At 64.1% G+C, this 12,486-nt stretch carries 9 protein-coding genes; 7 read left to right on the forward strand and 2 right to left on the reverse strand.

The features are described 5' to 3' along the window. Nucleotides 1–163: 163 nt before the first annotated feature. The 6 genes from QAZ47_RS28640 (at nt 164) to QAZ47_RS28665 (ending at nt 9,161) form a co-directional block, all read left to right on the forward strand. The gene (locus QAZ47_RS28640) at nt 164–1,630 is read left to right on the forward strand and encodes an alpha-glucosidase/alpha-galactosidase (protein WP_278231608.1); all 1,467 of its coding nucleotides are present in this window, start codon (nt 164–166) and stop codon (nt 1,628–1,630) included. Between the two features lie 103 nt (nt 1,631–1,733). After that, entirely contained in the window at nt 1,734–3,818 is a 2,085-nt protein-coding gene (locus QAZ47_RS28645; RefSeq protein WP_278231609.1) for an ABC transporter substrate-binding protein, read from the forward strand. Nucleotides 3,819–3,932: 114 nt separating this feature from the next. After that, complete coding sequence (locus QAZ47_RS28650; protein ID WP_278073336.1) at nt 3,933–4,940, forward strand: ABC transporter permease; 1,008 nt, start codon at nt 3,933–3,935, stop codon at nt 4,938–4,940. A gap of 1 nt (nt 4,941) precedes the next feature. Then, entirely contained in the window at nt 4,942–6,090 is a 1,149-nt protein-coding gene (locus QAZ47_RS28655) for an ABC transporter permease (RefSeq protein ID WP_278231610.1), read from the forward strand. A 9-nt stretch (nt 6,091–6,099) separates the two neighbouring features. Further along, nucleotides 6,100–7,770, forward strand: a complete 1,671-nt coding sequence (locus QAZ47_RS28660; RefSeq protein WP_278231611.1) for an ABC transporter ATP-binding protein — start codon at nt 6,100–6,102, stop codon at nt 7,768–7,770. 20 nt (nt 7,771–7,790) lie between these two features. Then, on the forward strand, nt 7,791–9,161 hold the full coding sequence (locus QAZ47_RS28665; RefSeq protein WP_278231612.1) for an alpha-glucosidase/alpha-galactosidase: 1,371 nt from the start codon (nt 7,791–7,793) through the stop codon (nt 9,159–9,161). A gap of 47 nt (nt 9,162–9,208) precedes the next feature. Here QAZ47_RS28665 and purD read toward each other — a convergent pair whose 3' ends face one another. Next, nucleotides 9,209–10,489 carry a phosphoribosylamine--glycine ligase gene (gene purD / locus QAZ47_RS28670; protein WP_278231613.1) on the reverse strand — a complete coding sequence of 427 codons (1,281 nt, stop codon included), beginning with the start codon at nt 10,487–10,489 and terminating at the stop codon, nt 9,209–9,211. Between the two features lie 178 nt (nt 10,490–10,667). Beyond that, nucleotides 10,668–11,462 (reverse strand): phytanoyl-CoA dioxygenase family protein, encoded by a 795-nt coding sequence (locus tag QAZ47_RS28675; RefSeq protein ID WP_278231614.1) that lies wholly within the window; start codon nt 11,460–11,462, stop codon nt 10,668–10,670. A 90-nt stretch (nt 11,463–11,552) separates the two neighbouring features. Here QAZ47_RS28675 and QAZ47_RS28680 point away from each other — a divergent pair, with 90 nt between their 5' ends. Continuing rightward, entirely contained in the window at nt 11,553–12,464 is a 912-nt protein-coding gene (locus tag QAZ47_RS28680; protein WP_278231615.1) for a LysR family transcriptional regulator, read from the forward strand. Nucleotides 12,465–12,486: the final 22 nt, after the last annotated feature.

A 12,486-nucleotide genomic window follows, 5' to 3' on the forward strand; every position in this document is an offset into this window, starting at 1 on the left:
TAATCCGGCTCCTCAAGAACGGGAAAGACCCGCGGTCGAGGAGCGGGCGGGAGGAGAAAGAGCCGGATTTCCGGCTCGAAATGGCGAGCACGCATGCTGGCGTGCGGCCATGTCCTCCCTTGTTGCTCCTTGCCTAGCATTCGATTGGATCGAGGTGAAGGTGATGAGCTTCAAAATCGCTATTATCGGCGCCGGCAGCGTCGGATTCACCAAGAAGCTGTTCACCGACATTCTGTGCGTGCCCGAATTCAAGGACATCGAATTCGCGCTGACCGACATCAGCGAGCACAATCTCGGGATGATCAAGGCGATCCTCGACCGGATCGTCGAGGCGAACAAACTGCCGACCAAGGTGACGGCGACGACCGACCGCCGCAAGGCGCTGGAGGGCGCGCGCTACGTCATCAGCTGCGTGCGCGTCGGCGGCCTCGAGGCCTATGCCGACGACATCCGCATTCCGCTGAAATATGGCATCGACCAGTGCGTCGGCGACACGATCTGCGCCGGCGGCATCCTCTATGGCCAGCGCAACATCCCGGTGATCCTCGATTTCTGCAAGGACATCCGCGAGGTCGCCGACACCGGTGCCAAGTTCCTCAACTACGCCAACCCGATGGCGATGAACACCTGGGCCGCGATCGAATACGGCAAGGTCGACACGGTCGGTCTCTGCCATGGCGTGCAGCACGGCGCCGAGCAGATCGCCGAGGTCCTCGGCGCGAAATCGCCCGGGGAACTCGACTATGTCTGTTCGGGCATCAACCACCAGACCTGGTTCATCGAACTGCGGCTGAACGGCCGGCCGATCGGCAAGGACGAGCTGGTCGCCGCCTTCGAGGCGCATCCGGTCTATTCGAAGCAGGAAAAGCTGCGCATCGACGTGTTGAAGCGCTTCGGCGTCTATTCGACCGAAAGCAACGGCCATCTGTCGGAATATCTGCCCTGGTACCGCAAGCGCCCCGACGAGATCACGCGCTGGATCGACATGTCGGACTGGATCCACGGCGAGACCGGCGGCTACCTTCGCTACTCGACCGAGACCCGCAATTGGTTCGAGACGGAATATCCGCAGTTCCTCGAAGCGGCGTCGAAGCCGATCGACCCCGCAAAACGCTCCAACGAACATGCCAGCCACATTCTGGAGGCGCTGGAGACCAACCGCGTCTATCGCGGCCATTTCAACGTCAAGAACAACGGCGTGATCGCCAACCTGCCGCAGGATGCCATCATCGAATCGCCCGGCTTCGTCGACCGCTTCGGCATCAACATGGCCGCCGGCATCACGCTGCCCGAAGCCTGCGCCGCCACCTGCATGGCTTCGATCAACGTCCAGCGCATGTCGGTGCATGCGGCGATCGCCGGCGACATCGACCTACTGAAGCTCGCGGTGCTGCACGACCCGCTGGTCGGCGCGGTGTCGACGCCGGAGGAGGTCTGGCAGATGGTCGACGAGATGGTCGTCGCCGAAGCCGCCTGGCTGCCGCAATACGCGCATGCCGTTCCGGCGGCGAAGGAGCGGCTTGCGAAATCGAAGGTCAAGACCCGCGAATGGGCGGGTGCGGCGCGGCGAAGCGTGCGCTCGATCGAGGAACTGCGCGCCGAAAAGGCGGCGCTGAAACAGGCCGGCTGAAAACTCGGCGCGGGTCGCGCGCACAGGAGGCACGTCCGACCGCTTCAGCCGTCCCGAAACAAGAGGCGGGCAGCAACAGACGTCCAACAACTGGGAGGAGACAATGAGGACCTTACGCAGAATTGGCATTGCCGCCGGACTGACGCTCGGCGTTTCGGTTCTAGCACTCAACGCTTTCGCATCCGAGCCGACGATCCCGCCCGAGCCGGCGACGTTTCCGGCCGAAGGCAAGATCCATTATGTGCCGCGCGACTCCATCCTGGAGTTCAAGGCGCTGCCCGAATATCACGAGCCGGACTGGGTGACGGAGAAATACGTCAAGACCGGCAAGCTGCCGCCGGTCAAGGACAGGCTGCCGAAGGAACCGCTGGTCTTCAAGACCGGCAACATGCCGGATGGCATCGGCGTCTATGGCGACACGATGCGCCATGTCATCGGCGGCAGGCCGGAAGGCTGGAACTACGGCGCCGGCCAGACGCAAGGCTGGGGCGGCATCGACATCGGCCTCTCCGAATGCCTGACGCGCACGGCGCCGCTGTTCCAGGTCGAAGCGAAGGACACCGAGCCGCTGCCGAACCTCGCCAGGAGCTGGGAGTGGTCGAAGGACGGCCACAACCTCACCATGCATCTGATCGAGGGCGCCAAATGGTCGGACGGGGTGCCCTTCAACGCCGACGACGTCATGTTCTACTGGGACGACGAGGTCGTCGACCCGAACGTTTCGCCGTTGAACGGCGCGACGCCGGAAACCTTCGGCGTTGGCACGACGCTGAAGAAGATCGACGACTACACCGTCGAATGGACCTTCAAGGAAGCGTTCCCGAAGCAGTATCTCTATGCGATGGCCTACGGCACCTTCTGCCCAGGTCCCGCGCACATATTGAAGCCGCAGCACCCGAAATATTCGAAGAACACCTACGACCAGTTCAAGAACGCCTTCCCGCCGGAATTCATGAACATGCCGGTGATGGGCGCCTGGGTGCCGGTCGAATACCGGCCGGACGACATCATCGTCATGCGGCGCAATCCCTACTATTGGAAAGTCGACGAGAAGGGTAACCAGCTGCCCTATCTCAACGAGCTGCAATACAAGCTCTCGACCTGGGCCGACCGTGACGTACAGGCGGTGGCAGGCTCCGGCGACTTCTCCAACCTCGAGCAGCCGGAAAACTTCGTCGCCTCGCTGAAGCGCGCCGCCGAGAAGAACGCGCCGGCGCGGCTCGCCTTCGGTCCGCGCCTCATCGGCTACAATCTGCGCTTCAACTTCTCCGCCAATGGCTGGGGCAATCCGGACGAGCGCGGCCAGGCGCTGCGCGAGCTCAACCGCAACGAGGATTTCCGCAAGGCCGTCACCATGGCGCTCAACCGCAAGGCGCTGGGCGACTCGCTGGTCAAGGGGCCGTTCACCGCCATCTATCCGGGCGGCTTTTCGTCCGGCACCAGCTTCTATGACCGCAAGTCGACCGTCTACTATCCGTTCGACCTCGAAGGCGCCAAGGCCGAGCTCGCCAAGGCCGGCCTCAAGGATACCGACGGCGACGGCTTCGTGAACTTCCCGGCCGGCACAGCCGGCGGCAAGAATGTCGAGATCGTGATGCTGGTCAACAACGACTACACCACCGACAAGAGCCTTGCCGAAGGCGTCGTCGCGCAGATGGAGAAGCTTGGACTGAGGATTGTGCTCAACGGGGTCAACGGCACGCAGCGCGACGCCGCCGAATATTCCGGCCGCTTCGACTGGCTGATCCGGCGCAACGACACCGAGCTCACTTCCGTGGTGCAGAACACCGAGCAGCTCGCCCCTGTCGGTCCGAAGACCAGCTGGAACCACCGCGCGCCGGAAAGCGGCGAGGTCGACCTGATGCCCTTCGAGAAGGACCTTGTCGACATCGTCAACAAATTCGTCTCGACGCAGGACAATGACCGGCGCGCCAGCCTGATGAAAGACTTCCAGAAGATCTCGACCGTGCATGTCTACAATGTCGGCCTGACCGAATATCCGGGCGCGTTGATCATCAACAAGCGCTTCTCGAACATTCCGCAGGGAACGCCGATCTTCATGTTCAACTGGGCCGAAGATTCGATCGTCCGCGAACGCGTCTTCGTCGCGGCCGACAAGCAGGCCAAGTATGAGCTCTTTCCCCAGGAACTTCCGGGCAAGCCTGGAGAGAAGGGACCGATGGATTAAGCTTTACCTCCCTGACGAAGACAGTCCGGCCGCGTTGCGGCGCGGCCGGACAAACGGAACCTCCGAACGCACCCCGAGGGAGCGACCGGCCCAGAAGAAGGAAGCGGACCGTCCATGCTGCGATTCCTGCTCATGCGCATAGCGTCGGCGATTCCTGTCCTCGCCATTTTGAGCCTCGTCACCTTCGCCATCATCCAGGCACCGCCCGGCGACTATGCCGACTACATCAAATCGCAGCTCATCAACCAGGGCGGGGCCTCCTACGCCGAGGCCGACGCGCAGGCCCAGGCCTACCGGAAAGAACACGGCCTCGATAAGCCGCTGCCCGTCCAGTATCTCAACTGGATCGGCGGCATCGTCACCCGCGGCGATTTCGGCTACAGCCTCTATTACAACAAGCCGGTCGCCGATGTGGTGGGCGAGCGCCTGCCGCGCACGCTGCTCCTGGCGCTGGTCTGCCATCTGCTCGCGTCGGTGCTGGGCATCAGCTTCGGCATATGGGCGGCGACCCGGCAATATTCCTGGATCGATTCGACACTCTCGGCCATCTCCTTCCTCGGCATGACGGTGCCGCGCTTCCTGATGGCGCTGATCATCGTCTATCTCTTGGTCTTCCAGTTCAACGTGTCGGAGATCGGCTCGTTCTTCTCGCCGCAATATGGCGGCGCACCATGGTCGTGGGCGAAGTTCGTCGACCTCGTCAAGCATGTCTGGCCGGTTGTGGCGATCGCTACCTTCGGCGGGCTCGCCTACAACATGCGCGTCATGCGCGGCAATCTGCTCGACACGCTCAACGCGCAATATGTCGAGACGGCGAAAGCCAAGGGATTGACCGGCGGCGCCGTCGTCATGCGCCACGCGGTGCCCAATGCGCTGCATCCCTTGGTCATGTATCAGGGGGTGGTGCTGCCCTACATGCTGACCGGAGAGATCGAGACGGCGATCATCTTCGCGCTGCCCACCGTCGGGCCGGCGATCGTCGGCTCTATGGCGGTGGGCGACGTCTATGTGACGGCGACCTTCATGATGGTGCTGTCGGCGACGCTGATCGTCGGCAACATCATCGCCGACATGCTGCTCGCGCTGCTCGACCCGCGCGTGCGCCAGTTCGGGGAGCACTGAGATGCTGGCGCGCGACCCTTCACCCCCGCCACCGCCGGCCGAAGGCGCCGTCAGCCAGCCCGCGCGTGGCCCCGCGCGTGGCAATGAGAGCTACATCGCGCTGGTCTGGCGCCGGCTGAGGCGCTCCTGGACCGGCATGGCCGGACTTTGCCTGGTCGTGCTCCTGCTGCTGATGGCGGTCTTCGCCGAATTCCTGGCGCCTCTGGACCCGAAAGCCACCGATATCGCCTTCGCGCCGCCGCAGGTGGCTAGCTTCCACGACAAGGACGGCAATTTCGTCGCGCGGCCGAGGATCTATGCGCTGGCCGAGTCGGCCGATCTCGACCCGGTCACCTTCCAGCCGATCGTCGGGCCGGACTACGACCATCCGCGACTGCTCGGCTTCTTCGTCGAAGGCGCACCCTACAAGCTCCTCGGCTTCATCCCGGCAAACCGGCACTTCTTCGGCTCGATGGACGGCCAGCCGGTGCATTTCCTCGGCACCGACAAGTTCGGTCGCGATGTGCTGTCGCGCGCCATCCACGGTTCGCGCGTCTCGCTGATGATCGCGCTCACCGTCGTCTTCATCGTTACCGTCATCGGCACCACCGTCGGCATGGTTTCCGGCTATTTTGGCGGCAAGTTCGACGTCTGGATGCAGCGCTTCGTCGAACTGGTGCTCGCCTTTCCGCAGCTGCCGCTCTATCTCGCGCTGACGACGCTGATCCCGGTCACCGCGCCGACCAATGTCTTCCTCGCCTTCGTCATCGTCGTGATGTCGGCGCTGGGCTGGGCGCAGATGTCGCGCGAGGTGCGCGGCAAGACGCTGGCGCTGGCGCGCATCGACTATGTGCGCGCCGCCATGGCGGTCGGCGCCACCGACCGGCGCATCATCATGCAGCACATCTTTCCCAATGTGATGAGCCATGTGATCGTCGCCGTGACGCTGGCGATCCCGACGGTGGTGCTTCTGGAATCCTTCCTCGGCTTCCTCGGCTTCGCGGTGAAGCCGCCGCTGATCTCCTGGGGACTGATGCTGCAGGACACCGCGGCCTATTCGGTCATCGGCACCTACCCCTGGATCCTGTCGCCGGTCGGCTTCGTGCTGATCACCGTCTTTGCCTTCAACGCGCTGGGCGACGGCCTGCGCGATGCCGTCGATCCCTATTGAGGTGCAGAGATGACGACGATCGCGCTTGCCGAATCCTTCGCACCCGCCGTCCGGCTCGACCATGGTGGGCGCCATGACCAGCCCGTCATCGACGCCCGCAACATCGAGGTTGCCTTCAAGGTCGAACACGGCATCGTCGACGCGGTCAAGGACGTCTCGTTCCAGCTCTATCGCGGCGAGACGATCGCGATCGTCGGTGAATCCGGCTCCGGCAAGTCGGTGACGGCGCGCACCGTCATGGGCTTGCTGTCGCGGCGGGCGACCGTGTCATCGCGGTCGAGCGTCGAATATCTCGGGCAAAACATCCTGAAATTCCCGGAGCGCGCCCGGCGCAAGCTGCGCGGCAACCGCATCTCGATGATCTTCCAGGAGCCTATGAGCTCGCTCAATCCGATCTATACGGTCGGCAGCCAGATCGTCGAAGCGATCAGGGTGCATCGCAAGGTGAACCGCAGGGAGGCCTGGGCGCGGGCGCTCGAGCTTCTCAAGCATGTGCAGATCCCCGAGCCCGAGGCGCGGCTCAAACAATATCCGCATCAGCTTTCCGGTGGCCAGCGGCAACGCGTGATGATCGCCATGGCTTTGGCCAACGATCCCGACGTGCTGATCGCCGACGAGCCTACCACCGCGCTCGACGTCACGGTGCAGGCGCAGATCCTGAACCTGATCCGCAACCTGCAGAAAGAGCTGCGGATGGCGGTGATCCTGATCACCCATGACCTCACCGTGGTGCGCAAGTTCTCCGACTACGTCTATGTCATGCAGCATGGCGAGATGCGCGAGCACAACGTCACCGAACGGCTTTTCGCCGACCCGCAGCATCCTTACACGAAGCGGCTGCTTGCCTCCGAGCCGCACGGACGGCCGAAGCCGCTGCCCGACAAATCCGGCACCATTCTCGACGCCGACGGCGTGCGCGTCTGCTTCACGCTGCGCCACGGCACGTTTCTCAAGCCCGACTGGCGCGAGCTGGTCGCGGTCGACGACCTCGGCCTCAAGCTCTGCCGCCATGAAACCCTTGGGCTGGTCGGCGAATCCGGATCCGGCAAGACCACCTTCGGCCAGGCGCTGCTTCGGCTGCTGGACGCCAAGCGCGGCGAGATTCGCTTCGACGGCCAGCCGATCCAGAACCTGTCGCGCGCCGAGATGCGGCCGCTGCGTTCGCGCATGCAGATCGTTTTCCAGGATCCGTTCTCCTCGCTCAATCCGCGCATGACGATCGGTCAGATCATCGAGGAAGGGCTGGTCGTCAACAGGATCGGTGCGACGCGGCGCGAGCGGGTCGAACGGGTGCGCGAGGCGCTGGTCAGCGCCGGCATGCCCGGCGATATCCTGTCGCGCTTTCCGCACGAATTCTCCGGCGGCCAGCGGCAGCGCATCGCCATCGCGCGGGCGATTGCGCTGGAGCCCGAATTCATCCTGCTCGATGAGCCGACATCGGCGCTCGACCTGTCGGTGCAAGCGCAGATCATCGACCTTTTGCGCAAGCTGCAGGACGAGCGCGGCCTGAGCTATCTCTTCATCTCGCACGACCTCAAGGTGGTGCGGGCGCTGTGCCACCGCGTCATCGTCATGCAGCACGGCAAGATCGTCGAACAGGGACCCGTCGACGAGGTCCTCACCAATCCCAAGACCGCCTACACCGAACGGCTCGTCAGAGCCGCTTTCGACGTGGCGTGAGCATATGCCGGAGGTTCATAGTGGCTAGAAATCCCAAGATCACCTTCATCGGCGCCGGCTCGACGGTGTTCATGAAGAACATCGTCGGCGACGTGCTGCAGCGGCCGGCGCTTTCGGGCGCGACGATCGCGCTGATGGACATCAATCCGCAGCGGCTGGAAGAAAGCGCCGTCGTCGTCAACAAGCTGATCGCGACGCTCGGCGTGAAGGCGAAGGCCGAAACCTATTCCGACCAGCGCAAGGCGCTCGCCGGCGCCGACTTCGTCGTCGTCGCCTTCCAGATCGGCGGCTATGAGCCCTGCACAGTCACCGACTTCGAGGTGCCGAAGAAATACGGCCTGCGCCAGACGATCGCCGACACGCTAGGCGTCGGCGGCGTCATGCGCGGCTTGAGGACCGTGCCGCATCTATGGAAGATCTGCGAGGACACGCTGGCGGTCTGCCCTGAGGCGATCATGCTGCAATATGTCAACCCGATGGCGATCAACACCTGGGCGATCGCGGAGAAGTACCCTCAGATCAAGCAGGTTGGGCTCTGCCATTCGGTGCAGGGCACGGCGATGGAACTCGCGCACGATCTCGACCTCCCCTACGAGGAGATCCGCTACCGCGCAGCCGGCATCAACCATATGGCCTTCTATCTCAAGTTCGAGCACCGCCAGCCGGACGGCTCCTATCGCGATCTCTATCCCGACCTGGTGCGGGCCTATCGCGAAGGCCGCGCGCCGAAGCCGGGCTGGAACCCGCGCTGCCCGAACAAGGTGCGCTACGAGATGCTGACCCGGCTCGGCTATTTCGTCACCGAAAGCTCGGAGCATTTCGCCGAGTACACGCCCTATTTCATCAAGGACGGTCGCGCCGACCTGATCGAGAAATACGGCATTCCGCTCGACGAATATCCGAAGCGCTGCATCGAGCAGATCGAGCGCTGGAAAGGCCAGGCGGAGGCCTACCGCTCGGCCGACCGGATCGAGGTCGAGCAATCGAAGGAATACGCCTCCTCGATCATGAACTCGGTCTGGACCGGCGAGCCATCGGTGATCTACGGCAATGTCCGCAACAATGGCTGCATCACCTCGCTGCCTTTCGACTGCGCGGCGGAAGTGCCGTGCCTGGTCGACGCTTCCGGCATCCAGCCGACCTATATCGGCGAGCTGCCGCCGCAGCTGACGGCGCTGATCCGCACCAACATCAATGTGCAGGAGCTGACCGTGCGGGCGCTGATGAGCGAGAACCGCGACCACATCTACCATGCAGCGATGATGGATCCGCACACCGCGGCCGAGCTCGACCTCGACCAGATCTGGTCACTGGTCGACGATCTGATCGCCGCCCACGGCAACTGGCTGCCGGCCTGGGCACGCAAGGGCGGCAGGAGCAAAGCTGCCTGATCACTTTTGTTTTGAGCAATTCCGGACGGAAAACGTTACGGAATTGCTCAGGCGCCAGCCTTCTCGCGTTCGACGGCGCGCCAGCCGATGTCGTGGCGGTAAAAGCCCTGCGGCCAGTCAATTTGGTCGATCGCCGCGTAGGCCTTAGCCTGCGCTTCGCCGACGGTCTTGCCGAGCGCCGTGACGTTGAGCACGCGGCCGCCATTGGCGACCAGCGCGCCGCCATTGATGGCGGTGCCGGCGTGGAAGATCTCGGCGCGGTCATCCGCGGCCTCGTCGAGACCGCGGATGACCGAGCCCTTTTCCGGCGTGCCGGGATAGCCCCTCGCCGCCATCACCACGGTCAGCGCCGCCTCGTCGCTCCAGCGCGCCGACATATGCGCGAGCTGGCCGTCGACGGCGGCGTTGAGCAGGACGAGCAGGTCGTCCTTCAGGCGCATCATCAGCACCTGGCATTCGGGATCGCCGAAGCGGGTGTTGTATTCGATCAGCTTTGGCCCGCTGTCCGTGATCATCAGGCCGGCGAACAGGATGCCGGCGAAGGGCGAGCCGAGATTGGCCATGCCGCGCATGGTCGGCTCGATGATCTCGCGCATGGTGCGCTCGGTCATTTCGGGCGTCATCACCGGGGCCGGCGAATAGGCGCCCATGCCGCCGGTGTTCGGGCCGGTATCGCCGTCGCCGACGCGCTTGTGGTCCTGCGCGGTGCCGAAGGGCAGCGCGGTGGCGCCGTCGCAGAGGCAGAAGAAGCTCGCTTCCTCGCCGGTCAGATATTCCTCGACGACGACCTCGGTACCTGCGGCGCCAAAAGCACCCTCGAAACAGGCCTCGAGCGCGGCCATCGCCTCCTCCTGCGTCATGGCGATGGTGACGCCCTTGCCGGCGGCAAGCCCGTCGGCCTTGATGACGATCGGCGCGCCGGTCTTCTCGACATAGGCCTTGGCCGAGGCGAGGTCGCCGAAGCGGCCATAGGCGGCCGTCGGGATGTTGAACTTCGCGCAAAGATCCTTGGTGAAACCCTTCGAGCCTTCGAGCCGCGCCGCCGCCTTGGACGGACCGAAGACGCGGACCCCCCAGGCGCGCAGGTCGTCGGCGATGCCGGCCACCAATGGCGCTTCCGGACCGACCACGACGAGGTCGATCTTTTTCTCCTGGCAGAAGGCGGCGACCGCGGAATGGTCGGCGATGTCCAGCTTGACCAAATCGGCAAGGCGGCCAATGCCGGGATTACCGGGCGAGGCATAGAGCCTCGTGAGCAGCGGCGACGCGGCGATCTTCCAGGCAAGCGCGTGCTCGCGGCCGCCCGAACCGAGAAGAAGAACGTTCATGGCCACCTCTTGCTGCCGATCGTCTCTGCCCTGAACCCGCTATTGGTCCAAGGGCGACGGGTCAAGGCGTGTCGGCAATTTGGAGGCAATTGCGCACGGGAACATGGCCCTCATCGAGACGTGATGAGGCCGGCCCGTGCCCGACAGCGATCCGGCCGATCAGCCTTTGGAGAATGATTCAGCTCTGGAAGATGATCGGGAACCAGTCCTCGCGCAATTTCTGGCCGGGCTTCATGTCGTGGCCCGGATAGGGCGGCGAAGTGCGGCCCGGCCGCTCGACATAGTGCGCATCGTCGCCGACCCAGCGCAACGACAGCGCCCTGCGTCGGGCCGAGGTCATGTTGCCGCGCGCGCCATGGGCGGTGCGGAAATCGAACAGGATGGCGTCGCCCGGCTCCATCTCCCATTCGAGCACCTTCATCGACGGGTCGTTGTCGGGATCGGGTACCGGCAGGTAATCGCCCTCGCCGGCATAGAAATTTGCGTCGTTCAGCCAGCGCACCGGCAGGACCATCTTTTCCCATTTGTGCGAGCCGGCGATCAGCCTGAGCGTCGCCTCCTTCACCGGATCGATCGGGATCCAGAAGCTCACCGTCTGGCTGCCGTCGACAAAATAGTAGGGAATGTCCTGGTGCCAAGGCGTCGGCTTCTGAGTGCCGGGCTCCTTGACCAGAACGTGATCGTGGAAGAACTGCGCGCTGCGTGACTGCATGACCGCCGCCGCGAGCTCTGCCGCCGGCGATTCGCGCACGATCCTGACGAATTCCGGGATGCGTTCCCAGTTGCAGTAATCGTCGAAGAAGCTGCCCTTGCCCCCGGCGATGTCGGACGCTGTAGCGCTGCGGTTTTGCATGTTGCGCTCGATGCCGTCGGCAATGACATCGACCCAATCCTTGAAGGCGCCGCGGATGCAGACCGCACCATCGCGCTGATAGTCGGCAATCGTCGCGGCATCGATCTTGGCGGTGGCCATGGGCAATCTCCTTGTCGGGCAGACCGACTATCGCAAGAGCGTCACATCGCGTAAAATAATAACTTGTCATCTCGCTTATAGCTTTTGTCTATGAAACCAACGCTTGTGCAATTGCACTACGTCATCGCCGTGGCCCGCTATGGCAGCGTGACCGCCGCGGCCGCGGCGCTCAATGTTTCTCAGCCTTCGATTTCGGTCGCGATCGACAATGTCGAGGAAGCGCTCGGCCAAAAACTCTTCGTGCGTCAGCGCGGCAGCGGCGTGGCGCTGACCTCCTTTGGCCGCCAGGCCGTCGCCAAGGCAAGGCAGGTGCTGGCCGAGGCGGATGAGTTGGCCGCGCTCGGATCGCGCGAGGCCGATGTCGGCGGCGAGCTGGCGCTCGGCTGTTTCGAGGATCTGGCGCCCTATTTCGCGCCGGCGCTGATGCGCTCCTTTGCGGAGCGCTGCCCGGCAGTCACGGTCGTGATCCGCGACGAAACCTTCGAGACGCTGGGGCGGCGTCTGGCCGACAGCGCGATCGATCTCGGCCTGACCTACGATCTCGGCCTGCCGGCGCATTTCAAGCGCGTGCTTCTGCATGAGCTTCGGCCACACGCGCTGCTGCCGGCCGGCCATGTGCTGGCCGACAAGCGTGCCGTCAGCCTGGCGGAGTTGGCCGTGCATCCGCTGATCACCACCGAGCAGCCGCACAGCTGGCAGCACATGCTCGACCTCTTCCTCAGCCGCGGCCTGTCGCCCGCCGCCCAGTCGTCGACAAGCTCGTTCGAGCTGCAGCGCAGCATGGTGGCCAACGGCTTCGGCGTGGCGGTGAGCTACACCAGGCCGCGTGGCGACAGGAGCTATGACGGCCTGCCGCTGGTCTGCAAGCCGATTTCCGACCCGCTTCCCATGCAGCGCATCATCCTCGCCCACGACACGCGCCTGCGCCTACCGAAGGCGGCGCTCGCCTTCATCGAGACGGCGAAAGCGTGGTTCGCCGGTCACGATGTTTTCACCGGCTGAGCGACAATGCGGCCGCTTGACG

The organism is Mesorhizobium sp. WSM4904 (genome assembly GCF_029674545.1).
In the GTDB taxonomy this organism is placed as follows: Bacteria; Pseudomonadota; Alphaproteobacteria; order Rhizobiales; family Rhizobiaceae; genus Mesorhizobium.